At 70.8% G+C, this 16,890-nt stretch carries 12 protein-coding genes; 8 read left to right on the forward strand and 4 right to left on the reverse strand.

Features of this window, described 5'->3' with window-relative positions:
- Positions 1-142: 142 nt before the first annotated feature.
- The 6 genes from NQZ70_RS03000 to NQZ70_RS03025 all read left to right on the forward strand — a co-directional run bounded on the left by NQZ70_RS03000 (position 143) and on the right by NQZ70_RS03025 (position 7,456).
- Positions 143-1,102: a hypothetical protein gene (locus NQZ70_RS03000; protein ID WP_237244967.1), complete on the forward strand. Its 960-nt coding sequence runs from the start codon at positions 143-145 to the stop codon at positions 1,100-1,102.
- 42 nt (positions 1,103-1,144) lie between these two features.
- Positions 1,145-1,915 carry a thioesterase II family protein gene (locus tag NQZ70_RS03005; RefSeq protein WP_129572873.1) on the forward strand — a complete coding sequence of 257 codons (771 nt, stop codon included), beginning with the start codon at positions 1,145-1,147 and terminating at the stop codon, positions 1,913-1,915.
- A 91-nt stretch (positions 1,916-2,006) separates the two neighbouring features.
- Entirely contained in the window at positions 2,007-3,653 is a 1,647-nt protein-coding gene (locus tag NQZ70_RS03010; RefSeq protein WP_129572874.1) for a fumarate hydratase, read from the forward strand.
- Positions 3,654-4,020: 367 nt separating this feature from the next.
- A complete protein-coding gene (locus tag NQZ70_RS03015; protein WP_129572875.1) occupies positions 4,021-4,335 on the forward strand; it encodes a hypothetical protein in 315 nt (104 codons plus the stop codon).
- Complete coding sequence (locus NQZ70_RS03020; protein ID WP_129572876.1) at positions 4,335-5,282, forward strand: alpha/beta fold hydrolase; 948 nt, start codon at positions 4,335-4,337, stop codon at positions 5,280-5,282. Before NQZ70_RS03015 ends, NQZ70_RS03020 begins: the two co-directional genes overlap by 1 nt.
- 578 nt (positions 5,283-5,860) lie before the next feature.
- Complete coding sequence (locus tag NQZ70_RS03025) at positions 5,861-7,456, forward strand: serine/threonine-protein kinase (protein WP_257792765.1); 1,596 nt, start codon at positions 5,861-5,863, stop codon at positions 7,454-7,456.
- 381 nt (positions 7,457-7,837) lie between these two features.
- Here the strand turns inward: NQZ70_RS03025 and NQZ70_RS03030 are convergent, their stop codons facing one another.
- From NQZ70_RS03030 to treS, 4 genes are all read right to left on the reverse strand, one after another.
- Positions 7,838-8,485 carry a superoxide dismutase family protein gene (locus NQZ70_RS03030; protein ID WP_129572878.1) on the reverse strand — a complete coding sequence of 216 codons (648 nt, stop codon included), beginning with the start codon at positions 8,483-8,485 and terminating at the stop codon, positions 7,838-7,840.
- A 216-nt stretch (positions 8,486-8,701) separates the two neighbouring features.
- A complete protein-coding gene (locus NQZ70_RS03035) occupies positions 8,702-9,277 on the reverse strand; it encodes a hypothetical protein (RefSeq protein WP_129572879.1) in 576 nt (191 codons plus the stop codon).
- Between the two features lie 76 nt (positions 9,278-9,353).
- The gene (locus NQZ70_RS03040) at positions 9,354-10,232 is read right to left on the reverse strand and encodes a hypothetical protein (RefSeq protein ID WP_129572880.1); all 879 of its coding nucleotides are present in this window, start codon (positions 10,230-10,232) and stop codon (positions 9,354-9,356) included.
- A gap of 451 nt (positions 10,233-10,683) precedes the next feature.
- On the reverse strand, positions 10,684-14,079 hold the full coding sequence (gene treS / locus NQZ70_RS03045) for a maltose alpha-D-glucosyltransferase (RefSeq protein WP_129572881.1): 3,396 nt from the start codon (positions 14,077-14,079) through the stop codon (positions 10,684-10,686).
- 440 nt (positions 14,080-14,519) lie between these two features.
- Here treS and NQZ70_RS03050 point away from each other — a divergent pair, with 440 nt between their 5' ends.
- Together NQZ70_RS03050 and NQZ70_RS03055 are read left to right on the forward strand one after the other, a co-directional pair.
- Positions 14,520-15,122, forward strand: coding sequence for a hypothetical protein (locus tag NQZ70_RS03050; protein WP_129572882.1), 603 nt, complete (start codon positions 14,520-14,522; stop codon positions 15,120-15,122).
- A 139-nt stretch (positions 15,123-15,261) separates the two neighbouring features.
- Positions 15,262-16,863: a serine/threonine-protein kinase gene (locus NQZ70_RS03055; RefSeq protein WP_129572883.1), complete on the forward strand. Its 1,602-nt coding sequence runs from the start codon at positions 15,262-15,264 to the stop codon at positions 16,861-16,863.
- Positions 16,864-16,890 lie beyond the last annotated feature (27 nt).

The raw sequence follows: 16,890 nt of genomic DNA on the forward strand, positions 1-16,890 counted from the left end.
GCATCCAGGGCGCTCGGGCTGCATTGATCCGAGCGAGCGCCGCGGTCATGGGGCCTCGCCCGTGCGGCGCGGCGGCGCAGTGCGACAAGGTGGTTCATCGCCCTCAGAGCCCGCGCGTCGAGAACGAGATGGGAGACACCAGGTGAGCACGACCAAAGCGTCTCTTGGCACCCTGTTCCTCATGCTCTCCCTGGCCACGCCCGCGCTGGCGCAGGAGCCGCCGCCGTCGCGGCAGCCCATCACGGACAAGACGAAGGAGCGTTGGGCGAAGAGCCAGGGAGGCCGGTTCGGGTTCGAGGTCGACGTCCTCAGCTCGTCGTACCAGGAGCAGATCGTCGAGGCGCGCCCGGGCCCGGACGAGGCCAGGCTCGTGGAGTCCGATCGGCTCGGCATCGCCATCACCGCCGCCGCGCAGTACAAGATCGTCGCGGGGCTCCACCTCGACGCGGAGATACCGTTCGTCTACGGCGACGTCTCGGGCCGCCAGGACACGGACCTGTTCGGCAAGCCATTCTGGAGCGAAGGCGAGCACAGCCATTTCTTCTTCGGCAACCCCACGTTCGGCCTGCATTACGCAGGCAACGCGCTGCCGAACCTCGCGCTGTTCGGCGGCATGAGCCTGACGATCCCGCTCCATCCGCACCCGGGCTCGCGCCTCGAGGCCGCGGCGGTGGCGAATTTCCCCGCGCGGGCCTACTTCGACGCGCAGCGCGTGCTGCTCGGGCACTGGGCCCTCCGGGCGCGCGTCGGGACCGAGATCCACTTCGGCAAGGTCCTGTTCCTCACCCACGACGTCGCGACTCAGATCTTCCTGCCGACCCGCGAGGGGGATTTCACGAAGACCGTCATCGAGCAGGGCAACGAGATCGCGTTTCGCCCGTTCGGCAACTTCGGCATCGGCCTGCGCCTCCAGGCCGCGTTCCCCCTCTCCTCGAGCAACTCCGCCCAGCTGGCGGCGGAGCCGTTCATCGACTGGGAGCCGCTCGTGAAGGGCTCCTTCACCCGGGTCGGCGCGCTGGTCGCGCTGGACGACGATCTCGGCTTCGGCCTGGACCAGGGGAAGGTCGCCACCATCCGCGTCGCCCTCGGCAGCAAATGGTAGGAGGCGGGCGCGGCGGCGGCGAGCTACGCTGAGCGCCGTACGATGACCACGAGCTCAATCTCCGACACGTGGGTCGGCTGCCCGCGGCCGAACCCCGGTGCCCGGCTTCGCCTCTTCTGCTTCCCCTACGCCGGCGGCGGCTCATCGATCTACAGCACCTGGTGGCGCGAGCTCCCCGCGCACACCGAGGTCTGCGCGATCAAGCTCCCCGGCCGGGAGGCGCGCCTGAGCGAGCCGCCGTTCGATCGCCTCACCCCGCTCGTCCAGGCCCTCGCCACAGGGCTCGAGCGCTGGCTCGCGAAGCCGTTCGCCTTCTACGGTCACAGCCTCGGCGCGCTGGTGAGCTTCGAGCTCGCGCGCGAGCTGCGCCGGAGGGGCGCGCCCCTGCCGCGCCATCTCCTCCTGTCGGGCCGGCGCGCGCCCCACCTGCCCGACCGCGCGCCGCTCCACGGCCTGTCCGATCCCGAGTTTCTGGCGTGGATCCGCCGCATGGGCGGCACGCCCGACGAGGTGCTGCGCGAGCCGGAGCTCCTGGCGCTCTTCCTGCCCACCCTGCGCGCGGACGTGGCGGTCAACGAGGTCGAGCCGTTCGTCCCCGAGCCCCCGCTCGACTGCCCGATCTCCGCCTTCGGTGGCCTCGAGGACGAGCGCGCGAGCCGCGCCGACCTCGAGGCCTGGCGCGAGCTCACGCGCGGGCCCTTCCGGGTCGAGATGTACCCCGGCGGGCACTTCTTCCTGCGGAGCGCCCGGGAGCCGCTCCTGCGGTCGATATCGGCCCAGCTCGACGGCGTAGAGCGCTCGCTGCCCGCGTGAGGCGGCCTGCGCTGGGTGGGTGTTGAGCCCGGGGCCGGAGCCATGCAAAGAAGGGGGACCCGCAGCCTCCCTGCCCCCGGAGACCCGAACGATGACCGAATTTGAGTACCAGGACATGCTGCCCATCGGCCATGACGAGGCGCCGTACCGCCTCGTCAGCCGCGACCATGTCTCCACCTTCGAGGCCGCCGGCTCGACCTTCCTCAAGGTCGAGCCGGAGGGGCTCACCCTGCTCGCGCGCGAGGCCATGCGCGACATCGCCCACCTCCTCCGGCCCGGCCACCTCGCGCAGCTCGCGCGCATCCTCGGCGATCCCGAGGCCTCGTCGAACGATCGCTTCGTCGCCCTCGAGCTCCTCAAGAACGCGAGCATCGCCGCGGGCGGCGTGCTCCCGTCGTGCCAGGACACCGGCACGGCCATCGTCATGGGCAAGAAGGGCCAGCTCGTCTTCACGGGCGGCGGCGACGAGGCGGCGATCGCGCGCGGCGTCTTCGAGACCTACCGCGCGCAGAACCTCCGCTACTCGCAGCTCGCGCCGCTCGACATGTACAAGGAGGTCAACACGAACGACAACCTCCCTGCGCAGATCGAGATCTTCGCGACGGACGGCGACGCCTACAAGTTCCTGTTCATGGCGAAGGGCGGCGGCTCCGCGAACAAGAGCTATCTCTACCAGGAGACCAAGGCGCTCCTGAACCCCGAGAGCCTGCTCTCCTTCGTCGAGGCCAAGATCCGCGCGCTCGGCACGGCGGCGTGCCCGCCGTACCACCTCGCCATCGTCGTCGGCGGCACCTCGGCCGAGCACACGCTCAAGGTCGCGAAGCTCGCCTCGGCGCGCTACCTCGACACGCTCCCGGCCGAGGGCAACGCGCGCGGCCGCGGCTTCCGCGACCGCGACCTCGAGCAGAAGGTCCTCGAGATCGCGCAGCGGACCGGGATCGGCGCCCAGTTCGGGGGCAAGTACTTCTGCCATGACGTGCGGGTCATCCGCCTGCCGCGGCACGGCGCCTCGTGCCCGGTGGGCATCGCGGTCTCGTGCTCCGCGGACCGGCAGGCGCTCGGCAAGATCACGCGCGAGGGCATCTTCCTCGAGCAGCTCGAGGCCGATCCCGCGAAGTACCTGCCCGACACCACGGACGCCGATCTCGAGGGCGAGGTCGTGAAGATCGACCTCCGCCGCCCCATGCGCGAGATCCGCGCCGAGCTCTCGAAGTACCCGATCCGGACGCGGCTCTCGCTGACCGGGCCGATGATCGTCGCGCGCGACATCGCGCACGCGAAGATCAAGGAGCGCCTCGATCGCGGCGAGGGCATGCCGAGCTACATGCAGGAGTTCATGGTCTACTACGCGGGGCCCGCGAAGACGCCGGCGGGCTATGCCTCCGGCTCGTTCGGGCCCACCACGGCCGGCCGCATGGACGCGTACGTCGATCTCTTCCAGGCGAGCGGCGGCAGCTACGTCATGCTCGCCAAGGGCAACCGCTCGCCCGCGGTCACCGCGGCGTGCAAGAAGCACGGCGGCTTCTACCTCGGCTCGATCGGCGGTCCGGCCGCGCGCCTCGCCAAGGACTGCATCAAGAAGGTCGAGGTGCTCGAGTACCCCGAGCTCGGCATGGAGGCGGTCTGGAAGATCGAGGTCGAAGACTTCCCCGCCTTCATCGTGGTGGACGACAAGGGCAACGACTTCTTCGCCGACATCAACAAGCCGACCGGCCGGAAGCTCGACGTCGCGGGCTGAGCTCCGGCGCCCGGGGATCGCGGCCGGCCAGCTCCCTCGGCCTCCAGCGCCGGCGCGGCCGCCCCACGCTGCGCGCGCCAGACCTTCCAGGACGTGCGGACGTTCCGCGCCGACGGAGCGGAAGTAACGAGTTCGACTTGCGATCATGTCCGCCGGGCCGATCGTGGAAAACCGCTGTTTCATCCATTCGTGACAAGGCCGTTGACCCGCGCTTCGCCGCGGATCGAGCGGGATCGATCGAGGCAAAAGGTCACACTCGGGGCGCCTTTGCCCCTGTTCAGTCCGCTCTGGGCCCCACGAGCATCTCTGGATCCGCGATCCGCAGGGGCACGGTCCGTGCTTTGACTCCATGCGGAAGGAGCTGAGCATGACAGTTCGACCTGATCGCACGGTGTCCCATGGCCATGCCGAGAACGGGCACCACCGCTTCGAGGATCGTCACGGTGGTCCGAACGGGGCTCGTCATCACCTGGAGGAGGAGCGCCTGGAGCGGCTGGTGCGCGCCGCGCAGGAGGTCTCGGACCAGCCCGAGCGCGGAGAGCGCGACGGGCGCCGCGATGCTGGCCAGGATCGACAGGCCGCCGCAGGCGGCGCCGACGGGCGGCCGGCTCCGAGGACCGCGAGCCTCGCCGATATCGAGCGCGCGGACGACGAGGGGATGCCCCCCGTGGAGGAGGCGTGATGGCGGCGCGCGCGATGAGCTTCGATGGGGTCGTCGATCGCTTCCGCTTCGTGCCGAGCGCGCTCCGCCGGCTGGAGCGCGCGCCCCTCGCGGCGGCGCTCGACGCGGAGATCCGGCACGTCGACACGTGGAGCGCCGGGCGCCTCGCCTACTACGTGGACACGCGCGCAACGGGGCGCCCCGTGGTGCTGCTGCACGGGGTCGACGCGGCCGCCTCGTCCAAGGAGATGGCGCCGCTGTTCGATGCGCTCCGCGCGGAGCGGCCCGTCTATGCGCTCGATCTCCCGGGCTTCGGCCTCTCGGAGCGCGCGGACCGCGCCTACGATCGCGAGCTCTATCGCGCCGCGGTGCGCCGCTTCCTCACGGACGTGGTCCGCGAGCCGGGCGGCGCCGACGTCGTCGCGCTCTCCCTCTCGTCGGAGTTCGCCGCCGCCGTCGCCTGCGAGGAGATGAGCCTCGTGCACAGCCTCGTGCTCGTCTCGCCGACGGGGCTCGGCCGCGAGGCGCCCGGCGCGAGCGCCGTCCTCCGGACGGTCGCGCACGTCCCTCCGGTCGCCGGGGCGCTCTATCGCGTGCTGGCCTCGCCGCCGAGCATTCGCTGGTTCCTGAAGAAGAGCTTCGTCGGCGCGCCGGATCCCGGCCTGGTCGACTACGCCATCCGCACGTCGAAGGAGCCAGGCGCCCACCGCGCGCCCCTCGCGTTCATCTCGGGCGCCCTGTTCACGGAGGACGCCTTCGAGCGCCTGTATGCGCGCCTGCCCGTCCCCACCTTGATCGTCCACGATCAAGACCCCCATTCGCGCTTCGAGCGCCTCGGCGACCTCCAGCAGCGGAACGCGCGCGTCGAGGTCGCCCGCATCGCGCCCACCCGGGGCCTCCCTCACTTCGAGCAGCTCGACGCCACGCTCGAGGTCGTGCGCAGGTTCTGGGCGCAGGACCCCTGGTAAGACCCCTTCCACGAACGACCGGGACAGCGCGGAGGCGACTCCGCGCCGGGCGGACATCGCGTGCTCGAGCAGCCCCTGCGCGTCCGCGAGCGACGCGACTGCCGGTGTGGCGAGCGGTCGACCGAGAGTGCGTAGGCTGGATTACGGAAACGCGCTCTCCGGGTTCGCGGGCGCTGCGCCGGCGGGGAGCCGGTCGAGCCGAGGAGCGACCACGCCCCTTGCGTTCCGGGTCGTGAAGCTGCTGTTGTACGAGGTAGCCGTTGCCGAGCGGCGGGCGAGATGACATCGCCGCACTGTATGCACGCCTACACCTGGGCCGCGCGCGTTCGACTCACTTCGTTAGGACCCTGACATCCGCTGCGTCGGCCGGGTTTGCCCGCGGGCCGCGATGGAGCGCTGCGCCAGAATGCCACGGTGTGGCGGCGAACGATGGAGCGGCGCGCCACGCGTCCGGGATGTGCGCGGAGTGTTTCCAAACATAAAAGTCTTTGCAAACTTGGGGTCAACGGGGTAATTAAGCTCTTATAGCGGGGGATGTCGTGAATGCAGGCGGCCAAACCATCTCGACGAACAAGCAAGTGAGCAATAGCTTGCTTGGTCGATACCGCCTGGTTGCAAAATTAGGCCGTGGGGGAATGGCGGATGTGTTCCTCGCCGTTTCCCGCGGGCCCGGGTCGTTCAACAAGCTTGTCGTTGTGAAGTGTCTCCGCGTCGGGATGGCGGAGGACCCGCGCTACGTCCTGATGTTCCTGGACGAGGCCAAGCTCTCGGCCCGGCTCAATCACCCGAACGTCGTTCAGACCTACGAGATCGGGGGCGAGAGCGGCGGGTACTTCATCGTGATGGAGTACCTCGAGGGGCAGCCGCTCAAGGACATCGTGAGGGCGGTGGTCAGCGGCTGTCCCGGCGCCGCGAGCTTCACGCGCCCGGTGTGGGTCAGGATCGTCGTCGAGGCGCTGCGCGGGCTGCACTACGCGCATGAGCTCACGGATTTCGACGGCCGCCTGCTCGGCGTCGTGCACCGCGACGTCTCGCCGCACAACATCTTCATCACGTACGACGGCGCGGTGAAGATCGTCGATTTCGGCGTTGCGAAGGCGTCCCTGAACGCGGCGCACACCGAGAGTGGGACGTTCAAGGGCAAGATGGCGTACGCCGCGCCCGAGCAGGCGATGGCGAGCGGCGACGTCGACCGGCGGGCCGACATCTTCGCGATCGGCATCGTGCTCTGGGAGCTCCTGGCGATGCGGCGGCTCTTCGACGGCGATCATGTCGCCGTGATGCACCAGCTGCTCACGCGGGACATCCCGCGGCTCTCCACCGTCGTGCCGGACATCGATCCGGCGCTCGACGAGATCGTGGAGCGGGCGCTCCAGCGGGACCCGGCGCGACGGTTCGCCACCGCGCAGGAGATGGGCGACGCGCTGGAGAGCTACCTGCGGGGCTCGGGCGAGGATGTCCGCACCGAGCAGCTCGGCGCGCACGTGCTCGCGATGTTCGCGGAGAGCAGGGCGCTCGTGCGCCAGCAGGTCACCGCGCAGTTCGAGTACCTGACCTCGCTGGACGTCGCGGGCGACATCCAGCGCGCCTCGATGGTCGGCGAGTTCCCGCGCGCGTCGATGGTCATGGGGATGAACCGCTCCATGTGGCCCTCCGCGACCGCGGCGGCGCTGCCCGTCCTCACCGATCACAGCAGCCCCACGAACCACCAGCATGAGCCTGCGGCCGTCGACCCCGACAGCCTGGGCGCGACGGTGGGGCGCGTCTCGTCGTGGCGGCAGCGCGGGTATCTCGCCTCCGCGCTCGGCGTGGCGGCGCTGCTGGCCGTGTCGGCCGTCGCGGTGCTCCGCGGGAGACCGGCGGAGCCGGTGGAGCCTGTCGTGTCGACGCAGCCTCCCCCCGACTCCGCGGTCGATCAGGCGGTCGAGCCGAACGTGGCGAAGGCCAAGGTGACGATCCGGAGCGAGCCCGCGGACGCGAACGTGAGCTGGAACGGCAGCATGCTCGGCACGACGCCGCTCAGCATCGAGCTCCCTCGGGGGATGCAGGTCGTCGTGGTGTCCAGGTCCGGCTGGTTCGACGAGTCGATCTTCCTGCAGCTCTCCGCGTCCGACGTCGTCGAGCGCACCGTGACCCTCCGCCGTCAGGAGGTCACGGGGATGCCTCCGAAGTAGAGACTCCGCGCCTCGCCGGCTGGCCCGCTGTCCACGCGCCAGGCGATCGGACGGCGGCGCGAGCCCGCTGCGTCGATACCGGTGCTCCCGCGAGGAGCGGCGGAGCCGCCGTGGCGCCAGCGACGCAGACAAGGGAAGTCCCGCGAGAAGAGGGTGACCTGCCGTGGCGTCAGCGACGCCGACAAGGGAGCTTGTCGGCACGCTTGGCGTCGTGGCGGTCTCGTATGCGGGTCGCCGCAACCGGCGCGGCCGAGTCCCACGCTGGCGCGCCTGACGGACGTCGCGAGCGGCCCGGGCCCGGAGAGCGCGAGCCAGCCGGGAAGCGGCGCGACGCTCGGAGGGCCCGGACAGGAGAGCTCCACAGAGGAGCTCCGCGGAGGGTTACTCCTGCTCGATGAGGCCGCAGCCGATGCGGCCGCCGGCGTTCGGGTCTGCCGCAGCGTGGACGACGATCGAATATTTCGTCACGTCGGTGGCCGCGTCGCCGCCGACGGTCCAGACGTCGGTCCCGCGCTTGACCGTGTGCGTGCCCTGGCCATCCTCATCGCACGTGAAGCTGCCGAGCCCTTCTCCGTTCGGGATCCAGTGGGCGCCCGCAGCGTTGCCGTTCTCCTCGCAGCTCTTGTTCTCGTGGATGTGAGCGGAGTGCTCGCCGGCAGGGCAGCCGGATACCGTGATGGTAAGCGTCACCTCCTCTCCGGACTGCGTGAACGTCGCAGTCCCGCTCAGGCCGCTCGCGTTGAGCTCCAGGAACTCCGCCTCGGCCTGCAGGGACCCGCCGCCGCCGCTCCCGCCGTCGCCGCCGCTCCCGCCGTCGCCGCCGCTCCCGCCGTCGCCGCCGCTCCCGCCGTCACCGCCGCCGTTCCCGCCGTCGCCCCCGCCGCCGCCGCCCGAGCCGGTCGCGGCCGACGTGCTCGCGCCGCTCGACGTGCTGCTGGACCCAGCGGGCGATTCTCCGTCGTCTCCGCACGCAGCCAAGAGAGCGCTGGCACCAAGGGCAAGCAACGAGAGCTTCAACCACCGTGACATAAGTCTCCTTTCCTCGGCGCGACCCGAGCGGGCACACCATTGCCCCCGGATACGGCCAAGCCATCGAGGGCACGAGTATGTCGCAACACGGCGAGCGTCCAAGCAACTGCGCCACAAAAATCATGCATTGACCGCCTTTTCGGCGAGGGAATTGCGCTGATGATAGAAAAATGTGGCCCTGCTTGCCGACTCCAGCGCTCCGGCGCGCGTGATGGACTATCCAGCCCGGAGCGCCCGAGCGGCGGACGCTGCAGTGGCGGCGAGGCGATCGTAGTGTCGACCGAGCCAGACGAGAAAATCCTGATTCCACGTAGGGCCGTCTGGCCAGCCTTCACGGATGAGCGCGGCGAGCTCGAGATCCCAGCGGCCGTAGAGGTCCACGAGCGCGTCCTGGGCCCTGCGGCCGGCCAGCGCTTCAGGGTCGCCGCGACCCTCGCCCCCGTGCGCGAAGGCGTCGTCGCAGACATAGTAATTGCACGTCGCGGCGCGCCGCTCGGGCGGGATGGTGCACCCCTCGGAGCCGTGGAACACGCACCGCTTCGGCAGCGCGTGGCCGTCGCCGCCCTGGGGCTCGACGCGCAGGATGAGCAGGCCGCGGCGGCCGGGGCGCAGGTTGCCCGCGGTCATCTGATCGAGCAGCCAGCCTGCGCCGCCGAGCGACACGATCCGCCCGACGTCCGACCACTCGACCCCCGGCGGGCTGGCGCAGCAGCCGGTCGACCCCTGCGGGCAGGCGCCGCACAGCGTCGAGTGCACCCGCGTATGCGCGCCTGCGAGCTCCAGCCGGATCATCGCCCCACCAGCGCTCGAGGATAATGGCGGCGCCCGCGTCGTCCAGCGCGCCGGCGGGCTCAGCGGAGGGGCTGGCTCACCACGCGCCGCGGAGCGCGATGCCGCTGGCCGACGCGGTGACCTCGGCGCGCGGGCTCGGTGAAGCCTCGGTGAAGAGCGCAATCCCGAGGGTGCCGGCCGCCAGGACGCCGCCGGCGATGAAGCTGGCGGCGCCGAACTCGCGCGCCATGAACATGGTGTCCTCGTACCTGGCGGCCCGCTTGCATTCCGGCGCGATGAGGCGAAGGCAGTTGTTGCCGCCGACGCTGCGCGCGGTCTCGTTCCGGCTCATCTCCGCCTCGTGCGCCACGATCATCAGCCCGCCGCCGAGCGCCAGGAAGAGCGTCGAGGCCGCGGCGCCCCCGAGGATGAGGCCGGTCCGCAGCCTGGAGGCGGGCGGCGCGCTCGCGAGGGCAGGGGCCCTCGGCGCCGTCGGCCTGAGCGCCGGAGCCGGCACATCGAGCCGGACGTCGCGGAGCTCCCCGCGGCGGACATCCACGTCGACGCGGACGGCGGCGCCGTTCAGCGTCGCGGCGATCGTGTGGCGTCCAGGGTTGACCGGGATGAGCTTGTCGCGCTCGATCGTGACCGGCTCTCCGTCGATGGTGCACGACGCCCCGGCGGGAAGGGCGATGCGGATCTCGCCCACGAGCTGGCGCGCGCGCGCCAGGTCGAACAGCCGCGACTCGTACAGCTCACGTTCCTCTGGCGTGCTCGGCGGCCGCATGATCTCCTTGCAGAGCGACAGCCAGCGCACGGCAGCGGGCGCGTCCCCGATCCGGTAAGAGAGCGCCCCGATGTTGCAGGCGGCGACCTGCGAGCGCTCCATCCCCCATATCGCCTGCCACATGTCGCGCGACTCCGCGAAGCGGCCCTCCGCCTGCGCGGCGTTCGCCTGCGCGCGCAGGCGGGCCACCGCACCTTCGACGGGCTCCCTCTCCGGCGCTTTTGTGGGCTCGGCGCGACCGGTGGATGAGAAAATCAGGAGAGCAGCGGCAATGCACAGTCCCAGGCCGAGTTGCGATATCCTGCTCACTGGGTAGGACCTCCTGGCCCGAGGTTCATGTCAACCGCGCTCCCGGGCTCTCTTCGGCGCAGGCCGACACCCTACCAGAGGAAGCCGCCGAACGACTCGACTCTTCGTCTGCCGAACGGGCCGATGGCTCCGGGCCAAGGCATCTCCTCTCTCTTCGCGCCGAGGCAAGCGCGCCCGGCACCTCCTCGCCGCGCACCGCCGCGCGAGCGTGCCGGGCGAGGAAGCCGTCGCGTCCCGGCGAGCGCCACGCCTCGGGCGCGCTCCGAGCCGGGCGCGCCCGAGCAGGTCTGACCGGAAAGGAAAGGGAGGGGAAGGGGACCGGGGTGCTGATTTACGCCCTGGGCGTAATCAAGCGCTCCAGCCCGCGCAGCGGGATGTCCAGCCAATCGGGCCGGTTGTTGAGCTCGTAGCCGACCTCGTAGATGCACTTCTCGAGCTGGTAGAAGTCGAGCAGGAGCACCGTATCGGCGTCGCTCGCGGGCACGTACGGCGCCGTCTCGTCCGTCCGCGGCTGGGCGTCCGCCTGAGCGCGCGCGATCGTCTCCAGGTATCCCGCGAGGTAGCTCGCGGAGATCCACGCCACCCAGGCGTCGGTCCACGGCTTGAGGACGGTGACGTCCTCGGGCCGGAGGCGAGCGTCCCGGAGCGCCGAGGCGCCGGCGTAGTCGAACGAGCGCAGCATCCCGCCAACGTCCCGGAGCGGGCCGCGCTTGTAGCGGCGCTCGCTCAGCGGCCTCGCCGGCTCCCCCTCGAAATCGATCAGGATGAAGTCGTCGCCCGTCGAGAGCACCTGGCCGAGGTGGAAGTCGCCGTGCGTCCGGATGCGGGTGACGTCGAACTTCCTCGACACGATCTGCTGGAGCTTGGCGTTGATCTCTGCCTCGCGCTGCAGCATCGCCGACACCTGCTCGCGCACGTTCTCGGGGAGCGAGCGCTCGCGCTTCCGGAGCAGCGTGAAGGTGCGCGCGAGCATGCCGTGCGCCGACTGGAAGATCGACTGCTGGTGCAGCGTCGTGAATGGCTGCTGCCCGAACGCGGGGTTCTTGCTCTCCTGGCCGAGCGTGAGGTGGAGCTGCGCGGTGCGCTCGCCGAGCAGCCGTATCCTCACGAGCTCGGTGCCCATGAGCTGGTTCACGACCGGAGGCGGCGCCGCGCGCGACGCATCGACGAGCGTGCCGGCCGGCATCGGCGGCACGCTCCCCTTCACCGACCCCTCGTCGGCGAGCACCCGCTCGAAGAAGCGGTTCAGCGACTCGAGCGTGCTCGTCCACGCGTCGCTCTGGCTCTGCACGTACTCCTGGAGCATCGCCACCGTGGTCGGCTCGCGGCCGCGGCCCTGGTACTCGATGGCCCCGGCGAGCCGCGGCGTCGCGGGGAACTGGTGGTCGGTCAGGAACCTGCCGATCTCGAGCTCCGGGTTGATGCCCTCCTCGACCTGCCGGAAGATCTTGAGGAGCAGCTTGTCGCCGTAAATGATGGTGGTGTTGCTCTGCTCGCTCTCGGCGACGCGCGCCGGGAGCTCTCCGTCCGCGCCGAGCGCCTCGAGCGTCGTCCCGAACGGCAGCGCCTGGAGCTCGCCGGCGGCGCCGGTCGCGGCGCCCTGCGCGCGGATCGCGGCGAGGATGAGCGCGGCGAACTCCGGCGTCGTCAGCGCGTCGTACAGGACGCCCTCCGGCGCCGCCGCGGCCTCGGGCTCCGGATCGCGCACCGTGACGTCGGCGATCACCGCGTGGCGCGTCCGCGCGGCGAGCGTCCGCGCCGAATCGCCCGTGGCGAAGCCGACCGGCACGACGTACGTCTCCGGCGAGCCGTCGGTGTACTCGATGCGCACGAGCAGGAGGTAGTGCTCGGCCACCGTCTGCTCGCTGCGCAGGATCGGGATGACGTCCGCGAGCGTCGTCGCGCGCCGGGTGCGCGCCTTGCCGCGGAACCAGCGCCGCGCCGCGATGAACTTCCCGAGCGCCGGCTCGAGCGCCCTGCGCCCCTCGGGCGAGAGGAGCGTCCACCACGAGCCCCTCGTCGAGATCGCGGGCACCGCCTGGGCCTCGCCCACGGACGCCGCCGGCGTCGCCGGCTCCAGCGCGAACCAGAAGAAGTCGTGCGGCCCGAGCGACAGCGGGTAACAGCGGCTCGTGATCTCCGGGAAGCGGCTCCTGCCGAACAGCTCGACCGGCACCATGCCCTCGAAGCGCGCGAGGTCGAGCTCGACGTGCTGCGCGTACCGCGACAGGTTCGCCACGATGAGCAGCCGCTCGTCCCCGTACGCGCGGATGAACGCGAGCACCTTGCTGTTGTCCGGGTGCAGGAACTCGATCGTGCCGCGGCCAAGCACCTTGTTCTGCTTGCGCAGGGTGATGAGCCGCTTCATCCACCAGAGGAGCGAGGCGGGGTTCTGCTGCTGCGCCTCGACGTTGATCGCCTCGTAGTGGTACTCGGGGTCGATGATGATCGGCAGGTAGAGCTTCTGCGGGTTCGCCCGGGAGAAGCCGGCGTTCCGGTCGGCGCTCCACTGCATCGGCGTGCGCACGCCGTCGCGGTCGCCGAGATAGATGTTGTCGCCCATCCCGATCTCGTCGCCGTAATAGAGGACGGGCGTCCCCGGCAGCGAGAAGAGCAGCGCGGTCATCAGCTCGATCCGGCGCCGCGTCTTCATGAGCGGGGCGAGCCGCCGCCGGATGCCCAGGTTGATCCGCGCGGTGTGCTCCTGCGCGTAGACGCGGTACATGTAGTCCCGGTCCTCGTCGGTCACCATCTCGAGCGTGAGCTCGTCGTGGTTCCGGAGGAACGTCGCCCACTGGCAGGTCTCGTGGACCACGGGCGTCTGCTTCAGGATGTTGACGATCGGGAAGCTGTCCTCGAGCTCCACCGCCATGAACATCCTGGGCATGAGCGGGAAGTGGAAGTTCATGTGGCACTCGTCGCCGTTCCCGAAGTACGCCGCGGCGTCGGCGGGCCACTGGTTGGCCTCGGCGAGGAGCATGCGATCGGAGAAGTTCGCGTCGATGTGCCGCCGGAGCTTCCGCAAGAACTCGTGCGTCTCCGGCAGGTTCTCGCAGTTCGTGCCGTCGCGCTCGTAGAGGTACGGCACGGCGTCGAGCCGCAGGCCGTCGACGCCCATCTCGAGCCAGAAGTCGACCACCTTGAACACGGCGGCGTGCACGTCCGGGTTCTCGAAGTTGAGGTCGGGCTGGTGGGAGTAGAAGCGGTGCCAGTAATAGGCGTTGGCCACCGGATCCCACGCCCAGTTCGACGTCTCGAAATCCTTGAAGATGATCCGGGCGTCCTTGTAGCGGTGGGGCGTGTCGCTCCAGACGTAGAAGTCGCGCCAGCGTGAGCCCTTGGGCGAGGTCCGCGCCCGCTGGAACCACTCATGCTCGTTCGAGGTGTGGTTCAGGACGAGCTCGGTGATGACGCGGATGTCGCGGCGGTGCGCCTCGCGCAGGAGGCGGGCGAACTCGCGCCGCGTCCCGTAAGACGGGTTGATGTTCGTGTAGTCCGCGATGTCGTATCCGCCGTCGCGCAGCGGCGATGGGTAAAACGGCAGGAGCCAGATCGCAGTGACGCCGAGATCCTGGAGGTAGTCGAGCTTGTCGACGAGCCCCTCGAAGTCGCCGATGCCGTCGGCGTTCGAGTCGCTGAACGCGCGGACATGGACCTCGTAGATGATCGCGTCCTTGTACCAGAGGGCGCTGCCTTCGGCGGGAGGGGGCTTTTGATCCTGGCTCATGGCTGCTCCGACGGATGCGCGTTATCCGCGCGACGACGCCGGGCGCTCAGGACACAGCGGGACGGCCCCCTCACGGCGTGAGCACGCCGCCTGGGCCGGAGGAGGCCAGGAGGCAAGGCACGCTGCGGAGGTCCACCACTGGGCGCGCGCTGCCGTCCCACGCAGGTGACGCGAATCACGTGTATAGTTTAACTACTTGGAATTGCAAGACCGCGCAGGCAAACCTCGGATAGCACGGCGCGCGCGGGGCGCAAAGCGGCGCGGCGGCAGCGGGCCCGGTCCGTTGGCGTCCGTTGCCTCCGTTGCCGCCCGTCGCCGCCGCGCTGTCGAGTCCGCTGCGTCGCGCGCTCGGCCCACACGTCGAACCGCAGCCGGTGTAAGAAGCGCCGGCACCTCGTTCAGTGATCGGGCGAGCTCATGCCCATCGAAGGAGCATTTTCATGATGCGTGTCTTCCAGGTACTCCCGCTCTCCCTGGCCGCGCTCGGAGCGCTGGCGTGCTCGTCGACGCCTGAGCCGACGATCGACCCGAGCAACCCGTGCCCGCCGGGCCAGTGGTGCGCGTCGGCCGTGCCGACGACGCCCGCGACGACGGTGCCCACGACGACGGCCACGGCCGCGCCGGCGGGCACGGCCGCCACGCCGATCCCGCCGGTCGCCGCGGTGGCCGCGACGCCCGTCCTGCAGGGGATGGGCACGACGGAGGCGCCGGGCATGAAGGCGGACGGCGGGCCGTTCGCGGCGCAGTTCCAGGAGGGCCAGACGCTCGAGCAGGACATCACCATCTCGGCCGGCAAGTGCTACACGGTCGTCGGCATCGGCATCGGCGTCCAGGAGCTCGACATCCAGCTCGTGTCGCAGCCGGCGCCCGGGCTGCCGCCCGTCGTCCTCGCGCAGGACAGCACGACCGGCGCCGCGGCGACGCTCGGCGGCAAGGCCTCCGGCTGCTGGAAGAACCCGCTACCGATCGGCGGCCCGGGCAAGGTGATCCTCAAGGCGACGAAGGGCACCGGGATCGCGGCGGCGCAGGTCTTCTCCAAGTAACGCCGCCCTGCGCGTGCTCCGGCGGCGCGGGCGCACCGCCGGAGCGCGCGGCGCGGGCGCCGCGCCGCTCTCTTCTATTCCCCCCGCCTGCGTGCTCCCCTAGAGGCTGGCGGGCGCGGCCGTGCGCCGCGCGCGACGCATGAGCGAGACCGTCTTCCTCGGCCCCGACGCCAGCAATCCCTGCGCGAGGGCGCGCTGGGACTGGCTGTCGCCGCGGCTCCCCCCGGACCTCGAGCAGGAGGCGGTGCGGCGCATCGCGTGGATGGCGCTCTTCACGATCGTCGTGGGCGCCGCCGGCTTCATCGTGTCGGAGCTCTTCCCGGGCCTCGCGCTCGGCCCCCGCCCGATCCGCTTCGCGGTCTTCCTGCCGTTCGTGCTCGTCTCGGCCGCGCTCTTCGTCGTCGCGCGGCGGCGGCTGCTATCGCCGCCGCGGATCGTCGACCTCTCGTTCGCCTACAAGATCCTGGGCGCCGCCTCGATCGCCGTCATCACCAACGCGCAGCCGTGGCCCGAGGGGCCGATGCTGCCGGGCTGGCCGCCCGTGGCCGTCTGGGTGCTGATGTTCCCCATCATCATCCCCGCCCCGAGCGTGCGCACCCTGTTCACCTCGACGCTGGCGATCCTCGCCGATCCGGCGTGCCTCTGGGTGCTCGTCCGATCGGGCTTCATGGAGATGCCCTCGCGCGAGGCGATGGTCCGCCGCTTCTTCCCGAGCGTCATCGCGCTCGCGCTCTCCGTGTTCGTGTCGCGCGTGGTCTTCGGCCTCGGGCGCAAGCTCGACGCGGCGCGGGAGCTCGGCAGCTACCGCCTCGTCGAGCGGCTCGGCGGCGGCGGCATGGGCGAGGTGTGGCGGGCGAAGCACCGCATGCTCGCGCGCCCCGCGGCCGTGAAGCTGATCCGCCCGGAGGCGTTCCAGGGCGAGGCGGCGAGCGGCGGCAACGCGAAGGCGCGGTTCGAGCGCGAGGCGCAGGCGACCGCGGCGCTCAGGTCGCCGCACACGATCGGCATCTTCGACTTCGGCGTCGCCCGCGACGGGTCGTTCTACTACGTGATGGAGCTGCTCGACGGCATGGACCTCGACACGCTCGTCAAGCTGGACGGCCCGCAGCCGCCCGCGCGGGTGGTCCACCTGCTGCGGCAGGCCTGCCACTCGCTGCACGAGGCGCACAGGGCCTTCCTGGTGCACCGCGACATCAAGCCCGCCAACCTCTTCCTGTGCCGCTACGGCGCGGATCTCGATTTCTTGAAGGTGCTCGATTTCGGGCTCGTCGCCGTGCGCAAGAAGGACGCGGCCCCCTCCACGCTGACGGCGGACAACGCGATCACCGGGACGCCCGCGTTCATGGCCCCGGAGGTGGTGGTCGGCGACCGACCGATCGACGGCCGGACGGACATCTACGCGCTCGGGTGCGTCGCCTACTGGCTGCTCACGGGCGCGCTCGTGTTCGAGGCCGAGACCGCGATGAAGATGGTGCTGCTCCACGCCACGGAGGCGCCCGTCGCGCCGTCGAAGCGCGCGGGGCGCCCGATCCCGCCGGCGCTCGACCGCCTCGTCCTCGACTGCCTGGAGAAGGACCCGGCGAAGCGGCCGCAGTCGGCGCGCGAGCTATCCGAGCGGCTCGCCGCGCTCCGCCTGGACGCCGAGTGGACCGAGCAGCACGCGGCGGCGTGGTGGGAGTCGGTCGCGCCGCAGTCGCTCTCGGGTCGGGCGGCCAAGGCGACGCTCGACGCCCTCGGCTGAGCGCGCGGGGCGCCGCCCAAGGCGCGG

It is taken from the genome of Sorangium sp. So ce836, from assembly GCF_028553905.1.
In the GTDB taxonomy this organism is placed as follows: domain Bacteria; phylum Myxococcota_A; class Polyangia; order Polyangiales; family Polyangiaceae; genus Sorangium; species Sorangium cellulosum_D.